Below are 16,951 nucleotides of genomic sequence, written 5' to 3'. Positions count from 1 at the left end.
GTATAGAGATGAGAAAAATAATGGAAAATAACCGGAAGTGGGTCGCAGATAAGTTAAGCGAAGATCCGGACTATTTTAACAAGTTAGCTTTAGGCCAGGAGCCACGTTATTTATTTATCGGTTGTTCCGACAGCCGTGTGCCATCATCGGCCATTACGGGTACTGGCCCCGGCGAAATGTTTGTGCACCGTAACATTGCCAACCTGGTAGTACACTCTGATATGAACCTGCTATCGGTACTGCAGTATGCCGTAGAGGTGCTTAAAGTAAAAGATATTATAGTTTGCGGGCACTACGGTTGCGGTGGTGTTGCGGCAGCAGCAAGCAATAAACAGTTTGGGTTAATAGATAACTGGCTGCGTAACATTAAAGATGTAATGCGTTTGCACGAGCGCGAGGTAATGAGCATTTACGATGAAGAAACCCGCCTGCGCCGCCTGGTAGAGCTGAACGTAATAGAGCAGGTACACAACCTGTCTAAAACCTCCATTATCCAGAATGCTTTGTTAAGTGATAATCCGCCGAGGTTGTATGGCCTGGTTTACGATATCAAAGAAGGTTTGCTGCGCGACCTTAAAGTTGATCTGAACTCCTTTAAGCGTTACGAGCGCATTTATAACGTAACTGAAGAAGCTGAATCATTATAAAGCTAATCTATACTTAACAAAAAAGTCCCGGTTAATGGCCGGGACTTTTTTATCTGCTGGCAGTACACAACTGCCCGCAACTATAGTTAGTAGAACAGGTAGCTCAGCATCAGGAAGATGGTAGAGTTACGACGTTCCTGGCCAACAAAAGGGCCTTCATCATCAATGTCTTTCAGGCCGCCTGTATAGCGCACCTCAAGGCCAATGTTGCTTGCACCACGGTAACCAATGCCAGCCGCGTAGCCCAGATCAATTGTATAAGGATGATCGGTTACGTCGGTTTTGGTAGATACTGTAGTGTTGGTGCCGGTTGTTTCGGTAATGCGTTTCGCTTTGGCAAGGAAAGATGCCTGCGGGCCTAGGTCGAAGAAAAGGCCACCAGCTGACACGTGCAGGAATAAAGGCACATCTACATAATTGTATCTGAACCTGTCTTCTGTGTTACCCACTTTGCGTTGGGCACCGCGCGATGTGTAAAGGGCCTCCAGCTGTATGCCTATGATCTCGTTTATATGCTGCTGATAAAACAAACCTGCTGCATAGCCTAAGCGGTTATCATAATCTTTAGCATCAGAGCCTTTAAAAGTGGCATAAGTAGCCCCGCCCTTAATACCAAGCTGTTGCGCTGAAGCGCCAAACGTTAAAGCAAAAAAGCAGAATAACAGTACAATTTTCTTCATAAGTATAATAAGTAATGTTTAAGCGGAGTTCGGGCAGCAACTATAGTTTGCGCGCGGCTAATGTTGTAAATGTATCAATTTTAAGGGTAACAAAAGTGCAAATAAAAAAGCCCTGCTGCAATTAACAGCAAGGCTTTTTTTGTGGAGGTTCATCCACTATTCAAAAAGTAGAAAAAGCTGCCGGTAACCGCTTATAAACGGCCACCTGGGGCAATTCTACCATTCATAGTCTCTGCGTGAGGACGATCCGTAAGAATACGGAGGGCCGCTATAGGTGCTTCCTGATGAGTAATTAGAAGACGATGATCTGCCATAACGGTTATAGTCGTTGTCATGTTCGCGGTCGCGCATCTCATCCATTCTTCTTCTGCGTTCTGCTTCTTCGTCTCCGAACCATGATTTTATCTCATCGCCGGCACGGTCAAAAAAGCCTCTGTCTTCGTTGCTGTCACGGTAGCCTCGGCTATAGTCGCTTGAGTAGCGGTCTCTGTCGTGGCTGCCTGAACCATAATTTGATGAGCCATAGTTAGAGTTGCCAGAGCCATAAGACGAAGTGCCTGAACCATAGCTGCTGCCTCTTCCGAGGTTGCCTGAGCCATAGTTAGAGCCATAGTTTGACGAACCTGAACTATAGTTTGAAGTACCATAGTTGCTGCCAGAGCCATAACGGTTGCTGCTGCCATAACCCGATGATGAACCATAGCTTCTGTTTCTGTTATAATCGTCGTCATCTGTCATGCGGTCCCATGCGTTAGATACGCGGTTTTTTGTATGGTCCCAGGCATTTTCGATTCTGTCGCCGGCACGGTCCCAGCTATCACGTCCGCCACGATCGTAATCGCTGCTGTAGCGTGAAGTTGAGCCTGAACTTAAGCCTCTGTTATAGTTTGATGTGCCGTAGCCTGAAGAAGAACCGTAGCCCGATGAGCCATAGCCAGATGAACCATAACCTGACCCAGATGAAGAACCATAGCCTGATGATGAGCCATAGTTGCTTCCTGTAGAGCCAGCAGAACGGCCATAGGTAGAGCCGCTGCCATATCCTGAGCCTGCACTGTAATCGGTGCCGGAGCCAAGTCCTGAGCCAGAACCTGAGCGCGAGCCATAGCTGCTTCTGTTAGTTAAATTATCGGAATAATAGTTTCTGGCTGAGCCTCTTGTTTCTGATCTGTCATTGTCATTGTACGGGTTGTAACCCGAGTTTTCATAGCTTCTCATAGATTTATGGGGTTTACGATGAATAAAATGTATACTTCCTTATTCGTGTTGCGCCATTTCTTTTGCAACGTGTTTTTTTACGGTTCATAAAGCATTTAGTTATCCGTTAGAGTAACCGTTATACTATTATTTGGACTGTAAGTGGCTGGCTTTGTGTCGTGTAGTAGCACGCTGTTTTATAGTTGGCTACCTTATTTGCACCGCTATCAGCAACTATAAATAGCAAAGTTTAGCCTGCAGGCCGGCTTTGAACTAATAAAGTAGTATTATGGCAATGTGGATATTGTTTTAACTCAGAATGTTAAAAATTTGTAGCGTATTTAATTTGCTGTAAATGAAATAGTTTATACTTTGCTTTTGCTTAAAAACAGCGTGCTACTGAACCAATAAATGGTACTTTGGGGTTGTATGCTTTTTATAGCAATTAACTTTTAGCCAACTTACCAATGAAACTGAAAACAATGCTGGCTGCTCTGTTTGCCATAGCTGCTTTAACCGGTTGCGAAGACCTGTTTGAAGACGGAAGTATGCAGCCAGACGGATCTAAGCCGAGCTTAACCATTAACAACCCGACCAATAACCAGGCTGTTAACCAGTCGCAGGGGCTGCGCGTGTACGTAACCGCTGTAGACAAAGATGCTGTAAAAACGATGGAGTTTAAAGTGATGGGTGCCGAAACAAGCCTGATAAACTTCAACAAAGTTTCGGAAAAGAACGTGGTAGAATTTGATACACTGGTATCGGTAGCAAACCTGGCGCCAGGCACATATCAGCTAAACGTAAAAGCTACTGATGGCCGCACAAACGTATCAGAGCAGCAGGTTAATTTTACGGTTAGATAAGGCAAACAAATCTACATAAATCAAAAAGGCAACTATAGCAGTTGCCTTTTTTTGTGGTGTAGGACTATAGTTTAAAACTGATAAACCACCTGCCAGTTTTCGTTTATAGTTAAGGCCGCTTCAAATTCATTACCGGTTTTGTGCGAGATAAAGCCTTTAATTTTGCCGGTTTTGCCTTTGGTAAGCAACGTAGCAATCTGCTTTTCGGATAGTGTTTTGCCGCCTAGCTCAAAAGGCACTTTAAACTGGCAACCCTCTCTGAAGCGGCTGCAACCATAGGCGGTACTGCCTTTCAGCATTTTGCCCTGCTTGCAGCGCGGGCAGGTGGCAAACGGGTCTACGGCAGGTTTCTTTTCTGCTACTTCAACCTGTATCTGCTGCCCGTTTAGTTTCAGTATTCCGTCAAAGCTGTTGCCATCAGCGCCTTTCAGTCCTTTTATAGTTGGTGTTTTGCCTTTGGTCAGCAGCGCGGTTACCTGTTTCTCATTAAGAGGCTTCCCAAACTGCTCGATCGGAATTAAAAAGCGACAGCCATCTTTATATCTTATGCAACCATACGCCGACGAACCTTTTACAACATACCCTTGCTGGCAGGCAGGGCAGGAGCCAAGTCCTTGCGTTGGCGCTGAGGACTTCTCTTTAGCAGGAGCTGCCTTTTTAGCTTTAGGAGCTGCAGCGGTTTTAGCCGGTGCAGCTGTGCTGGCCTGTGGTTCTATAGTTACGGTAGCCGAATCGTACTTCACTTCCTGTACCAGGCTGATCACAAAGTTCTGGAGTTCCTGCAGAAAGGCCTCGGCTTTAAACTCGCCACCTTCAATCTGGCGCAGCTTTTTCTCCCATTGCCCGGTCATTTCCGCCGACTTCAGTGTCTGGTTTTTAATCACCCCGATCAGGTCGATACCCATTTGCGTCGGGATGATCTTCTTTTTGTCTTTGCGGATGTACTGGCGTTTGTAAAGCGTTTCGATGATGGCAGCGCGGGTTGATGGGCGACCGATACCGTTTTCTTTCAGGGCATCTTTCAGCTCTTCGTCTTCCATCTGTTTGCCGGCAGTTTCCATGGCGCGCAGCAAGGTAGCTTCGGTATATTCTTTTGGCGGGTTGGTCATTTTCTTTTCCAGCAACGGCTCGTGCGGGCCATGTTCGCCTTTATCAAAATGCGGTAACACACCTGTTGTTACTTCTTCTGCCTCGCCTTCTTTGGCGGCGGGGGCATCCGGTTTTATATCCTCGGCACCATACAACAAGCGCCAGCCTGGCTCCAGAATCTGCTTACCTCTAACCCTGAAAGTATAGCCCGCCGATTCGGCATTAACCGTGGTGTTGCTAACGATACAATCCGGGTAAAAAGCAGCTAAAAAGCGACGCGTAATAATATCATACACATCCGCCTCACGGCCATACAAACCATTGGCTGAGGAGCCGGTAGGAATAATGGCATGGTGGTCAGTAACCTTATTGTTGTTAAATACTTTCTTGGTTTTCCGGATCTTGTCCTGCAGCAGTGGCGCTACTTCATTTCTATAGTTGTCGAGGCCTTGCAGGATACCTGGAATCTTTGGGTAAATATCATCAGGCAAATAGGTGGTATCAACACGCGGATAGGATACCACTTTCTTCTCGTAAAGGCTCTGCACAGTCTTCAGTGTTTCGTCAGCCGACATGCCCAGTTTGTTGTTGCACTCTATCTGCAGCGAAGTAAGGTCGAATAAGTTGCGAGGCGCCTCAGTTCCTTTCTTGGTCTCAACGTCGGTAATCGTTAGTTCGGCCTGTTTAATAGCCTCCATAATCTTCTGCGCATCGTCCTCTTTTTGGAAACGGCCATTGGTACTGGCAAATGTTACATCGCGGTACACGGTCTTCAGTTCCCAGAAAGGCTGCGGCACAAAATTGGCGATCTCGTGGTGGCGGTTTACCAGCATAGCCAGCGTTGGTGTCTGCACACGGCCTATAGATAAGGTCTGTCGGCTGCCGTTGGCATACTTCAGCGTAAACAGGCGGGTAGCATTCAAGCCCAGCAACCAGTCACCGATAGCGCGGCTTTTGCCGGCCTGGTAAAGCGAGTCAAACTCCGAACCTTCACGCAGTTTGGCAAATCCCTGGCGAATGGCTTCTTCGGTAAGCGAGGATATCCAGAGACGTTTGAATGGTTTTCTATACTTAGCTTCGGTCAACACCCAGCGCTGAATCACTTCCCCTTCCTGGCCGGCATCCCCGCAGTTTATTACTTCTTCAGCATTATCTAACAGTTGTTTAATGATCTTGAACTGCTTCTGCACACCGCTGTCCTGCATCAGTTTTATACCATACTGTTCCGGCAGCATAGGCAGGTCGTGTATGCTCCAACGCTTCCATTCAGGGCGGTAATCATCGGGTTCGCGCAGGGTACAGAAGTGCCCGAACGTCCAGGTTACCTGGTAGCCGTTACCTTCAAAATAGCCGTCCTTTTTGGTTCTGGCACCAATTACATTGGCAATTTCGCGGGCTACACTCGGTTTTTCAGCAATGCAAACTTTCAAGCTCTTATCTACTTTTAGGTTATCCTACAGAATTCAAATTTAACGCTTTTATGCGGGAATCGGTACCTTTTAACTAAATTGCACCCTCAAATCAGCGCACATTTTTACCCATGAAAGTAAGCGGTTTTACCTTTGTCCGGAATGCCATTAAGTACGATTACCCTGTGGTGGAGGCCATTACATCTATCCTCCCAATCTGTGACGAAGTGGTAGTAGCCGTTGGTAACTCCGAAGACGATACATTGGGTCTGATCCAACGAATAAATTCTCCAAAGATCAGGATCATACAAACTGTCTGGGATGATACTTTAAGGCAAGGCGGTCGTGTGCTTGCCGAAGAAACTAACAAAGCCTTTGCCGCCATCTCACCGGACTCCGACTGGGCTTTTTATATACAGGGTGATGAAGTGGTGCACGAGCAGTTTTTGCCAACTATAAAAGCGGCTATGGAGCAGTACAAGGATGATGCAAAGGTGGATGGCCTGCTCTTCAACTATAAGCACTTTTATGGGTCTTATGATTATGTGGGCGAATCGACCCGCTGGTACCGCCGCGAGATACGGGTAGTGCGCAACCGAAATGATATTTATTCTTACCAGGATGCACAGGGCTTCAGGAAAGGGAACAACCTGAAACTGAATGTAAAGTTGATCGACGCCTTCATTTACCACTATGGTTGGGTAAAAGACCCGCGCGCCATGCAGGGCAAACGTGAAAGCTTTAACCGCCTGTACCACTCTGACGAATGGGTGGAGAAAAACATTGCCACAGTAGAGGAGTTTGATTATTCAGGTGTGGATGCACTTGGACTTTTTAAAGGTACGCACCCGGCTGTAATGCAGAACCGCATAAACCACGTAAACTGGAAGTTCGACTACGACCTGAGTTACAGGAAGTTCAGCCTGAAAGACAGAATAAGGATGTTTGTGGAAAGTATAACCGGTTATCGCCTCTGGGAATACAAGAACTATAAGATTATCTGATTTTACCCATTGCAGGCGCTTTTACCTTAAAAAATTATACATCGCGCTAAACAAAAAATTGTACTGCTTGTATATACTACCATTAATACCGGTATATGCATAACACTTGTACAAAATATAACTACTTTTTAAAGCTTACGCTTATAGTTTTCGTTCTTGCGCTGCAGGCCTGCGAAAAGTTTGAATACAGCCCCTACGAGATAAGACTACTTGATAACGAACGCCAGTTAAATCAGAAGAATATAGACCGCATCAAAGAACAGAACATTCCCCAGGATGCGACCATCACGTTTGCGCTTATAGCTGATACACAAGGGTATTACGAAGATACCGATGCCATAGTAAATCATTTGAACAAGCGAAATGATGTGCAGTTTGTGCTACATAACGGCGACATTACAGACTTCGGTTTACTTAAAGAGTTCCGGTTGATAAATGAAAAACTGGGCAGGCTGAAAGTACCGCTGGTAACTGTAATTGGCAACCACGATGCCGTAAGCAATGGCAAGCAGCTTTACAAGGAAATGTATGGTGCTTACGATTTCAGTTTTGTGGCCGGCCATTCCAAATTTATCTTCATCAATACAAATAACTGGGAGTTTAACAGCATTGACCTGGATTGGCTGGAAGACCAGTTAGCTGACAGAGAAAACTACGATCAGGTATTTGTGCTGTCTCATATTCCGCCAACAAGCTCTGCTTTTGGCGAAGCAAATGCCCGGCGTTACCGCCAGTTAATGAATAAATATAAGGTAAGCATGAGCATACACGGGCACAACCATAGTTTTGAGACCTACCAGCTGGAAGAAGGTGGAACACAATATATGAATGTGGGTGAAGCGGCCGACGAAGAATACATTGTGATGCGTGTAAGCAATACTGCCGTAGCATTCGAAAGGGTCTCAACAAAAGAAATATACCAATAAACTGCGCACTGCAGCTTACAAACGTCAATTCATCTGCAACTATAATATTAGCTGACTTCATTTGCTCCAAGCTATACTTAGCTTAAAACCGGATTTGATTGCCGAACAAATAATTGCACTGCTAGTATACACTTATAGTGATGCCGGCATATGTATTATCCTGTTAAAAAATATAACTACTTTAAATTGGTTGTGCTTGCGTTGGCTATGCTGGCATGGCAGTCCTGCGAGAAATTTGAATACAGCCCATACGAGATGCGGCTCAGCGAAGACGAAAAGAACATAAACCAACGCAACATCCAGAAATTAGAGACGCTGCACATAACACGAAATACCGCGTTTCAATTCATACTTATTGCCGATTCGCAGGGCTTTTACGAAGAGAATGAGCAGCTTGTAGAGCACATTAACCGTTATCATAGCGATGCACTTTTCCTGTTACTGGGCGGCGATATAACAGATTTCGGATTGCTGAAAGAACATAAGCTGATACATCATCAGTTAAGTAAACTAAAGATGCCTTAATTGGCAATCACGATGCCGTAAACAACGGCAAAGCGCTTTATAAGGCTATGTATGGCGATTTTGATTTTAGTTTTATAGTTGGGAATACTAAATTTATACTGCTAAACACAAACTTCCTGGAGTTTGATGGCAAAGCTCCGGACCTTGTATGGCTGGAAGCAGAACTTAAAGAAGGGCAGAAGTACGATCATATTTTTGTGCTGTCGCATATTTACCCCATACTGTATGAATTTGGCAGAGACCAGGGCAAAGGGGAGCAATATGGCGCGTTGATAAGCAAGTATAATGTAAGTTACTCGCTTCATGGGCACCGGCATGCTTACAACCTTTTTTATCCGTTCGACGGCCGTATTCCGTACCTGGTTTCGGGCGCGACGGAGCGGCTGGAATACATCGTTTTTACAATAAACGGTGATAACATAACTTTTGAGCGTATACAACTAAACTCCTGAAATGAGGATAAGACTGCTAATGCTACTGGCAACCTTGCTAAGCGTACAGTATAGTTGCCGGGGCAATACAGCACAAGACACTATAGTTACTGTTGCACGCAAATGGTATGTACCAGATGCTGCCACGCTGCAGTTTGCAGGCAACATGGGGATGCTGTCTGGTGGGCCAGGATACGATTTTGCAAAAGGACGCTTAACCACTGACCTGCTATATGGTTATGTACCCAAATTTGATGCAGAAGAAGCCATACACCTGTTAACTGTAAAAGGCACTTACAAACCCTGGGAAATTGAGCGGCGACGTTCTTTTACTGTTACTCCGCTGCAGGTTGGGTTGGGCCTTAGTTACTATTTCGACGATAATTTTCCTTTAACCTGGGATGATAAATTTCCGGATGGATATTACTGGTGGTCGCCGAAGGTGCGGTTGCTGGGCTTTGCCGGTGCGGCCGTTTCCCGGAAAATCCAAAACAGCTATGTAAAAAAAATAGGGCTATACAGCGAGGTCGGCACCTTCGACTTACTGGTTACATCGTGGTATAAGGATGATGAGCTTACGCTTTGGGAAATAATGAATATCTCAGTTGGAACACGTGTCAGTTTTTAAGTTGTAACCTATGCAGCCAGCCGGTAAATATATAGCTATAGTTGGGGTGATACTACTGGTACTTGGCCTGGTGATCTGGTCTGCCGGCGATAAACTGAACTGGTTCGGTAACCTGCCCGGCGATATAAAAGTGGAAAAGAAAAATGTTCGCGTCTATTTTCCGATCACGACCATGTTGTTGTTGAGCGCGCTGTTTTCGTTGCTGCTATGGCTGTTCCGGAAGTTCTTTTAAATTGTAGTTGTTTTCTGGTTTACCTATAGTTTCCTATCTTGGCAGGGCAAAATCAGCCTCATGTTTCCAAAGTTTAAACTGCACAAAGACGTTATTGCTATAGTTACCATGCTGTTCGTTTTTCTGCTGCTTTGGCTAATCTTTTAACCTGCTATGTTTTTCCTGCTCTCTAAGCTGCTATACTTGTTCCTGATGCCTTTGCTGTGGGTGCTGGCGTTTCTGTTGCTGGCCCTGTTCCTCAAAAATCCGAAGTATAAGCGTGGGTTCTTACTGGCATCGTTAGCGATACTTGTTGTTTTCTCGAACCCGTTTTTGGAGAATGAAGCCTGGCGCGCCTGGGAAGTAGCAGCAACCCCGGTTAATGAAGTAAAGAATTACGATGTGGCTAGTATTTTGACGGGCGTAACCGGCTACCGCGAAGATATAGCAGACCGCATCCATACACACAAAGGGGCAGACCGCTTTTTACACCCACTGCAACTATACCGCTTAGGAAAAATAAAGCAATTTCTGATTTCCGGTGGAGATGGCCGTGTTACAGGAACGGCAGTGCCCGAAGCAGAACAAATAGAGAAAATATTGCTGATGGCCGGCGTAGCCGAAGAAGATATCGTTACTGAGGCCAACAGCCGCAACACCCACGAAAATGCCGTAAACACGGCCAGGTTATTAGCGCAACACCCCGAATGGAAGAAAAAACTATTGGTTACATCGGCGTTCCATATGCGCAGGTCAGCGGGGTGTTTTGCCAAAGCCGGTGTAAAAACCGATGTATACAGTACCGATTTCTATAGTGCCCCCCGCTACTTCACCCCCGACGAAACCATCATCCCAAACGCCGGATCCTTTGAGAACTGGCACCTGCTTATCCACGAAATTGCCGGTTATGTAGTCTACAAGCTGATGGGGTATTTATAGTTTGGAAGTTAGAAAGTTAGAAAGTTAGAAAGTTAAAAAGTTATAGCTGAAGAGACCATTATTTTGCGTTTAAGCTGCTGCGGACTTTAATTACTAATTGATTTCTGATTAAGGGAGATATTACTGATATAGCCCCTCATCCTAAACTTCTCTCCAGGGAGAAGGGACTTGTAACTTTCAGCCCTCCAAATTTCCATCGTCACAACTCATACACTTTCTAACCTTCTAACTTTTTAACTTCTTAAACTCTTTAACTCTTTAACTCCTCAACTCTCTAACTTCTTACCCCACCCAGATGCTTTTCTGGTTTACAAACTCCCGGATACCAACATACGAAAGCTCGCGGCCGTAACCGGACTTTTTAATCCCGCCAAATGGCATTTCCGGTGAAGAGGCTACCAAGGCGTTTACAAACACAGCACCTGACTCAACTTGTCTGGCTACTTTTAAACCGCGTTCACGGTCTTTGGTCCACACGGAGCCAGCTAAACCAAAGCGGGAATCGTTGGCAATACGGATGGCGTCGTCTTCGTCTGTGGCAACTATAAATGCGGCTACCGGTCCAAACATTTCTTCGTCGTAGGCGGGCATGCCGGGCTTCACATTGGTCAGGATCATCGGCTTAAAGTACGCGCTGTCTTTTCCTTCGCGGCCACCATTCAGCACTATTTCAGCACCTTTCTCTACAGATTTTTTAACCTGTTCTTCCAGTTCTTCAGCCAGGTCAGGGCGTGCCATCGGGCCATAATCGCAGTCATCTTTCAGCGGATCTCCGGTCTTAAGGGCAGCCATTTTCTGTTTCATTTTCTCCAGGAAAGCGTCTGCTATAGTTTCCACCACTATAAAACGCTTGGCCGCAATGCAACTTTGCCCGGTATTCACCATCCTCGATTTCATGGCGTTCTCAGCTGCCAGTTCCAGATCAGCATCTGCCAGTACTATAAACGGATCGGAGCCACCTAACTCTAAAACTGTTTTTTTAATCTCTTTGCCGGCGGTAGCTGCCACGTGTGCGCCTGCTGCTTCGCTACCGGTTAAGGTTACCGCTTTTACTGCCGGGTGCTGTATCACGACATCTACTTCTTTGGAGCCGATCAGCAAGGTATAAAATACATCCTCCGGGAAGCCGGCTTTACGCACAATCTCTTCTATGGCCAGCGCGCATTGCGGCACATTGGAGGCGTGTTTAAGCAAACCAGTATTGCCAGCCATCAGGGCAGGAGCCAGGAAACGAAACACCTGCCAGAACGGGAAATTCCAGGGCATAACGGCCAGTATAACGCCCAGCGGTTCGTACGCGATCAGGCTCTTTTCTGCTTTGGTTTCTACCTCTTCATCCTTTAAAAAGTCTTCTGCATTTTCGGCATAGTACCGGCAGGCGAGGGCGCATTTTTTTACTTCCGCAATACCATCTTTCAAAGGCTTTCCCATTTCCAGGGTAATGATGCGGCCATACTTTTCTGCTTCGTTTTCCAGTATGTCGGCGCACTTCTGCATAAGTTTGGCGCGTTCTGCAAAAGTTGTTTTTCGCCAGTTTCTGAAAGCCTTATCGGCAGCTTCTATTTTCTGTTTAACTTCTTCGGAAGTGTGCGGATCAAACGTTTTTACCACCTCGTTGGTGGCCGGATTCATAGTTTGGATAGCCATAGTGTCGTGTTAATATCAAAAGTAAATATACGCTGATCCTGCCTTACAGACCATAAACTATAGCTTTGTAAACTATAGTTTATAGCAGTTTTGTGTAACAGCAGTTCTGTATTTTTTATTTATAGTTTAGTTTTGAGTGTTGGCTGACGTAGCTTTACATATAGTAAACAGGAAACAATAAAGCTTGTTACTGTTTTATAACAGATACAAATTTAAAGCTTATGGAAAAGACCTATTACGATCCGGCCGACCTGAAAAAGTTTGGCGATATAACGCAACTTCAGCCTGAGATGGGCAACAAGTTTTTTGATTATTACGGCGAGGTGTTTAAAGAGGGCGCCCTTACTGCCCGCGAAAAAGCCCTGATTGCGCTGGCAGTTTCGCATGCGGTGCAGTGCCCATATTGCATTGATGCCTATACCTCGGATTGTTTGCAGAAAGGGGCGGATGAAAACCAGATGATGGAAGCGGTGCATGTGGCGGCAGCTATAAAAGGCGGTGCAGCACTGGTGCATGGCGTACAAATGATGAACAAGATCAAAGAACTTACCATGTAATTTATGGCGCTTTCCGCTACATCGCTGCACAGGCAGAAACACGAATTATCTGAACCGGCCTACCAGCTTACAGTACTGCAACAGGGCGCGCAGTTCCCGGAGTTTGCTGCGCAGCTACGGCAGCATAATCTGTACCCGTTAAAGCCAACGGGAGCAACTATACTACAGGTAAATGTGGGCAAAATGTGCAACCAGACCTGCCGCCATTGCCACGTAGATGCCGGCCCGGACCGCAAAGAAATTATGACCCGCGAAACGATGCAGCTTTGCCTGGATGCACTGGTCAATTCACCTGAGATCACAACGATAGATTTAACAGGAGGCGCACCCGAAATGAACCCGGACTTCAGGTGGTTTGTGGAGGAGCTTTCGAAGCTGGGGAAACAAATTATAGTTCGCTGCAACCTGACGATTATCCTGGCCAATAAAAAGTACCACGACCTGCCACTCTTCTTTAAAGAACATAAGGTGCAGGTGGTGTCGTCGTTGCCTTACTTTGCGGCCAGTCGCACCGATGCACAGCGTGGCGATGGCGTGTTTGAAAAGTCGATAAAAGCGCTGCAACTGCTGAACGAAGTGGGCTTTGGCAAGGAAGGCTCGGGTTTGCAACTTGATCTGGTTTATAATCCGTCGGGCGCATTTTTGCCGGCAGCCCAACAGGCCCTGGAAGCTGAGTTTAAACGAAGGCTGAAGGCCGGTTTTGATATCGATTTCAATAACCTGTTTTGCATTACCAATCTGCCCATTAGTCGCTACCTGGAATACCTGATGCAAAGCGGTAACTATGAAAGCTATATGGAGAAACTGGTCGATGCCTTTAACCCGGCTGCCGCTGCCAGTGTCATGTGCCGGAATACGATCTCGGTTGGCTGGGATGGATATTTATACGATTGTGACTTCAACCAAATGCTCGAGTTGCACGTTAGCCCAACTGCCCCGCAGCACATCCGCGATTTTAACCTGGCAGCCCTTAACAAACGTAGCATCATTCTCAATCAGCATTGTTATGGTTGCACAGCCGGAGCCGGCTCTAGTTGCGGCGGGCAAACCGTTGCTTAACCTATAGTTGCTACATGCCTAAACGAATACTCTTTTTACTTATATTTATTATCGCAGCCATCGTTTTTACAGACCTGGGCAAACATTATACTTATAGTTTACTGACTAACATTGTATCCAATAAAGCGGTGCCCAACATCGATCCTGAAGAACTGCATGCCACAGAAGAACCCTACGTTTTACTGGATGTGCGAACACCGGAAGAGTACCAGGTAAGCCACTTAAAAGGAGCTAAAGTTATAGACTATAACACCTTCCAGGCTGATAAAATGACTGATATACCGAAAGATGCACAGGTTGTAGTTTACTGTTCTGTTGGGATGCGGAGTTCGAAGGCAGGATTGCAGTTACTGGAAGCCGGCTACAAAGATGTACAAAACCTGCGGGGTGGGTTATTTAGCTGGGTAAACAAGGGCTATCCTGTTTTTGATGCCAACGGCCAGACAAACCGTATACATGCATATTCCCGTTTCTGGAGTTACTGGTTAACAGAAGGAGAGAAAGTATATGGACCATAATCGTTTACTTTTACTGTTTGTGCGTGCCCCCGAGCTGGGTAAAGTTAAAACGCGCCTGGCTGAGGCTGTTGGCCCCGAAGTAGCGCTCGAAATTTACATTCACCTGCTGCAGCATACCCGCCAGGTTACCGAAAAACTGCAAACCGACAAGGCTGTTTATTTTGCAGATGCTATAGTGGATGATGAACTATGGCCCAAGGCAATTTACCAGCACCATTTGCAAACCCATGGAGACCTGGGACAGAAAATGCAGGCTGCTTTTGAAGATGCTTTTGCTGCTGGCTATAGTTCGGTAGTGATCATCGGGAGTGATTGCAAACAACTGACTCAGGAGATTATTGAGCAGGCTTTTGATGCACTGCAGACACACGAAGTAGTGATCGGTCCGGCGCTGGATGGCGGCTATTATTTGCTGGGCATGAACAAACTATACCCGGAACTTTTCCAGGATAAAGCATGGAGTTCCTCAACCGTTTTTGCCGAAACCTTATACGATATAGAAAGACTGCATTTATCACACAAACTGTTGCCTGAACTCTCAGATGTAGACCACATGGAGGATGTGGATTTCGATTGGCTGGCCGGATCGGAGTAACGCTATAGTTTCACGGTTTCGTAGCCGTAAATATCTTCCCGGAACTGTACTTTCCCATCATAACTTACCCAGCAGGTCTGGTAGCCAATCAGCAGTGGCATTGGTTTGCGTATACGTAAATATAGGTTCCGGTCCCAACGGGCAAGCAGTTGTTTTGCTTTTTCCTTGCTTTGGCCGGAGCGGTACTGCAACAGGTACATAGCCAGTTCATCAGGTTTCTCAATCCGGATGCAGCCGTGGCTGAAATTGCGTTGGTCGAACTTAAAAAGCTCTTTGCGTGGCGTATCGTGCATGTACTGGTTTGCCTTGCTGTTGTATAAAAACTTAAGCTCTCCCAACTCATTCTGCTTGCCCGGCAATTGCACAATCTGGTAATTGAAATTACTGGCATTTACTTTTTTCCAGTTCACGCGCCACGGGTTTAGCTGCCTGCCATCCAGGTACAAACGCATGTGCCGTTTATACAGGTAATTTGGGTTTCGGCGCAGGATAGGCAAGATTTCGTTCACGGCAATGGAGCGTGGTATGTTCCAGTTCGGGTTTACAACTATACTTAGCAACTCTGTCTGGTTTTGGTAAGTCGGGGTTTCTTTTTTGCCTACAATCACGCGCATCTGCAAAAGCACCCTGCTGGTATCCAGTATATATAACCTGTAATCGGGGATGTTGATGTATACCGTCGGGAAAGGCATATGTGCAGTGCTGTTTTGCCAGCGCAACAGGTTTGCCTGTAAAAGCTTTAGCCGCTGGGAGGGAGGTATGTTAATGGCAGCCACCGTTTTAGGTCCGATAACTCCATCTGCTTTAATGCCGTTGCGTTTCTGGAAATTTATAGTTGCCGCCACCAGCAGCGAATCGTAAACTGCCATAGAGTCGGTTTGCAGCAAGGGCAGGTCTTTGGTGAGCAGTAAATTACGTTTCAGTTTCAGGACGGCAAGGTTGGTATCACCGGGGCTTAACCGCAGATCATCGGGCAAGGTATGCCACTCGTTTGCGTTTGCGATGCAGGTATAGAGTTCGATGGCCTGCTGCATAAGTGCTGTCTGTCGCTGCGGGTTCAGCCAGGCAGGGTCGGGCAGCTGGGCCGCACCCTGCAACGGGAACAGCAATAAAAAAGCCACTGCACACCTGTAAAACATAACTTAACTTTAGGGAGCCTATAGTTAATAGTACGCACGGCTCGGATTATAGTATTCGTTTTAAACCCATAACCTTTGTTGCCAGAATACTGTTTGCAGGTATAGCAAAAAAAGTATGAAATTAGCGACGCTGTTTTGGTAACTATAGTTGGTTAGGTATACAAACTATAGTTCAGTAAACGGCCCGGAAAAATAGCAGATATGTCAGTAACTATAGCCAAAAGCACACTCCAGTTTTTAAGTGACCTGAGCCGCAACAACACCCGCGAGTGGTTCGCCGATAACAAACCACGTTACGAAGCCGCCCGAAAAGATTACCTGGGTTTCCTGGATGAGATGCTGCGCGAGATGTCCCACTTTGAACCAGTCGCAAACAACCAGACAGGCAAGGATCTTGTGTTCAGAATTTACAGGGATGTGCGTTTCTCGAATGACAAGCGCCCTTACAAAGACCATTTCGGGGCATATGTGGCAGACGGCGGGCGCAAATCCATTCTTCCGGGCTATTACCTGCACCTGGCTGGCAACAATAACTCGTTTTTGGCTGGCGGGCTCTGGATGCCACCAGCCGATTACCTGAAAGCCGTGCGCCAGGAAATAGACTATAGTTTGGATGAGTTTAAAGCGATTGTAGAATCACCAGATTTTAAAAAGAAGTTTGGCGAACTACAGGGCGAGCAACTAAAAACAACTCCCAAAGGCTACGACAAAGACAACCCTGCCATCGAATACCTGCGCTTTAAAGGCTGGAACGCCGTAATGCCGCTACCTGACAAAGTAGTGCTTGGCAGCGATTTTATGAACGTGGTTTTGGATGGCTTTAAAGACCTGAAACCGTTTAACGATTTCCTGACTGCTCCTTTAAAAGATATCGGGGAAGATTAAGT

The 16,951-nt window shown here is 46.2% G+C and carries 19 protein-coding genes; 14 read left to right on the top strand and 5 right to left on the bottom strand.

The window, feature by feature from the left end:
• Nucleotides 1-8: 8 nt before the first annotated feature.
• Nucleotides 9-647 (top strand): carbonic anhydrase, encoded by a 639-nt coding sequence (locus GWO68_RS11735; protein WP_162346641.1) that lies wholly within the window; start codon nt 9-11, stop codon nt 645-647.
• Between the two features lie 86 nt (nt 648-733).
• Here GWO68_RS11735 and GWO68_RS11730 read toward each other — a convergent pair whose 3' ends face one another.
• Together GWO68_RS11730 and GWO68_RS11725 are read right to left on the bottom strand one after the other, a co-directional pair.
• Nucleotides 734-1,327, bottom strand: coding sequence for a porin family protein (locus GWO68_RS11730; protein WP_162346640.1), 594 nt, complete (start codon nt 1,325-1,327; stop codon nt 734-736).
• 216 nt (nt 1,328-1,543) lie between these two features.
• Nucleotides 1,544-2,545: an SWFGD domain-containing protein gene (locus tag GWO68_RS11725; RefSeq protein ID WP_162346639.1), complete on the bottom strand. Its 1,002-nt coding sequence runs from the start codon at nt 2,543-2,545 to the stop codon at nt 1,544-1,546.
• Between the two features lie 446 nt (nt 2,546-2,991).
• Between GWO68_RS11725 and GWO68_RS11720 the strand changes: the two genes are divergently transcribed.
• Nucleotides 2,992-3,387: an Ig-like domain-containing protein gene (locus GWO68_RS11720; RefSeq protein WP_162346638.1), complete on the top strand. Its 396-nt coding sequence runs from the start codon at nt 2,992-2,994 to the stop codon at nt 3,385-3,387.
• A gap of 71 nt (nt 3,388-3,458) precedes the next feature.
• Here GWO68_RS11720 and GWO68_RS11715 read toward each other — a convergent pair whose 3' ends face one another.
• Nucleotides 3,459-5,906: a type IA DNA topoisomerase gene (locus GWO68_RS11715; RefSeq protein WP_162346637.1), complete on the bottom strand. Its 2,448-nt coding sequence runs from the start codon at nt 5,904-5,906 to the stop codon at nt 3,459-3,461.
• A gap of 110 nt (nt 5,907-6,016) precedes the next feature.
• Between GWO68_RS11715 and GWO68_RS11710 the strand changes: the two genes are divergently transcribed.
• The 7 genes from GWO68_RS11710 to GWO68_RS11680 all read left to right on the top strand — a co-directional run bounded on the left by GWO68_RS11710 (nt 6,017) and on the right by GWO68_RS11680 (nt 10,549).
• The gene (locus tag GWO68_RS11710; RefSeq protein WP_162346636.1) at nt 6,017-6,889 is read left to right on the top strand and encodes a glycosyltransferase family protein; all 873 of its coding nucleotides are present in this window, start codon (nt 6,017-6,019) and stop codon (nt 6,887-6,889) included.
• A gap of 95 nt (nt 6,890-6,984) precedes the next feature.
• On the top strand, nt 6,985-7,815 hold the full coding sequence (locus GWO68_RS11705) for a metallophosphoesterase family protein (protein WP_162346635.1): 831 nt from the start codon (nt 6,985-6,987) through the stop codon (nt 7,813-7,815).
• Nucleotides 7,816-7,965: 150 nt separating this feature from the next.
• A complete protein-coding gene (locus GWO68_RS11700) occupies nt 7,966-8,340 on the top strand; it encodes a metallophosphoesterase family protein (protein WP_162346634.1) in 375 nt (124 codons plus the stop codon).
• A 47-nt stretch (nt 8,341-8,387) separates the two neighbouring features.
• Nucleotides 8,388-8,792: a metallophosphoesterase family protein gene (locus tag GWO68_RS11695; protein WP_235942039.1), complete on the top strand. Its 405-nt coding sequence runs from the start codon at nt 8,388-8,390 to the stop codon at nt 8,790-8,792.
• A 1-nt stretch (nt 8,793) separates the two neighbouring features.
• Complete coding sequence (locus tag GWO68_RS11690) at nt 8,794-9,399, top strand: hypothetical protein (RefSeq protein ID WP_162346633.1); 606 nt, start codon at nt 8,794-8,796, stop codon at nt 9,397-9,399.
• 10 nt (nt 9,400-9,409) lie between these two features.
• On the top strand, nt 9,410-9,631 hold the full coding sequence (locus GWO68_RS11685) for a DUF2905 domain-containing protein (RefSeq protein WP_162346632.1): 222 nt from the start codon (nt 9,410-9,412) through the stop codon (nt 9,629-9,631).
• 153 nt (nt 9,632-9,784) lie between these two features.
• Complete coding sequence (locus GWO68_RS11680; RefSeq protein ID WP_162346631.1) at nt 9,785-10,549, top strand: YdcF family protein; 765 nt, start codon at nt 9,785-9,787, stop codon at nt 10,547-10,549.
• Nucleotides 10,550-10,831: 282 nt separating this feature from the next.
• Here GWO68_RS11680 and GWO68_RS11675 read toward each other — a convergent pair whose 3' ends face one another.
• A complete protein-coding gene (locus GWO68_RS11675) occupies nt 10,832-12,196 on the bottom strand; it encodes an NAD-dependent succinate-semialdehyde dehydrogenase (protein WP_162346630.1) in 1,365 nt (454 codons plus the stop codon).
• A 221-nt stretch (nt 12,197-12,417) separates the two neighbouring features.
• On the opposite strand from GWO68_RS11675, the gene GWO68_RS11670 reads away from it, so the two are divergent.
• The 4 genes from GWO68_RS11670 to GWO68_RS11655 are packed head-to-tail and all read left to right on the top strand — an operon-like array spanning nt 12,418 to nt 14,925.
• Complete coding sequence (locus GWO68_RS11670) at nt 12,418-12,753, top strand: arsenosugar biosynthesis-associated peroxidase-like protein (protein WP_162346629.1); 336 nt, start codon at nt 12,418-12,420, stop codon at nt 12,751-12,753.
• Between the two features lie 3 nt (nt 12,754-12,756).
• Nucleotides 12,757-13,812, top strand: a complete 1,056-nt coding sequence (gene arsS / locus GWO68_RS11665; protein WP_162346628.1) for an arsenosugar biosynthesis radical SAM (seleno)protein ArsS — start codon at nt 12,757-12,759, stop codon at nt 13,810-13,812.
• A 14-nt stretch (nt 13,813-13,826) separates the two neighbouring features.
• The gene (locus GWO68_RS11660) at nt 13,827-14,330 is read left to right on the top strand and encodes a rhodanese-like domain-containing protein (RefSeq protein WP_162346627.1); all 504 of its coding nucleotides are present in this window, start codon (nt 13,827-13,829) and stop codon (nt 14,328-14,330) included.
• Complete coding sequence (locus GWO68_RS11655; RefSeq protein ID WP_162346626.1) at nt 14,320-14,925, top strand: TIGR04282 family arsenosugar biosynthesis glycosyltransferase; 606 nt, start codon at nt 14,320-14,322, stop codon at nt 14,923-14,925. The genes GWO68_RS11660 and GWO68_RS11655 overlap by 11 nt, the downstream gene beginning before the upstream one ends.
• A gap of 2 nt (nt 14,926-14,927) precedes the next feature.
• On the opposite strand, the gene GWO68_RS11650 is transcribed toward GWO68_RS11655, so the two are convergent.
• On the bottom strand, nt 14,928-16,064 hold the full coding sequence (locus tag GWO68_RS11650; RefSeq protein ID WP_162346625.1) for a L,D-transpeptidase family protein: 1,137 nt from the start codon (nt 16,062-16,064) through the stop codon (nt 14,928-14,930).
• 201 nt (nt 16,065-16,265) lie between these two features.
• Here GWO68_RS11650 and GWO68_RS11645 point away from each other — a divergent pair, with 201 nt between their 5' ends.
• Nucleotides 16,266-16,949, top strand: coding sequence for a DUF2461 domain-containing protein (locus tag GWO68_RS11645; RefSeq protein WP_162346624.1), 684 nt, complete (start codon nt 16,266-16,268; stop codon nt 16,947-16,949).
• Nucleotides 16,950-16,951: the final 2 nt, after the last annotated feature.

The sequence above is a fragment of the Pontibacter fetidus genome, assembly GCF_010119545.1.
Lineage (GTDB): Bacteria > Bacteroidota > Bacteroidia > Cytophagales > Hymenobacteraceae > Pontibacter > Pontibacter fetidus.
Note: the sequence above shows the minus strand (reverse complement) of the source record. Positions and strands in the feature narration are given on the sequence as shown.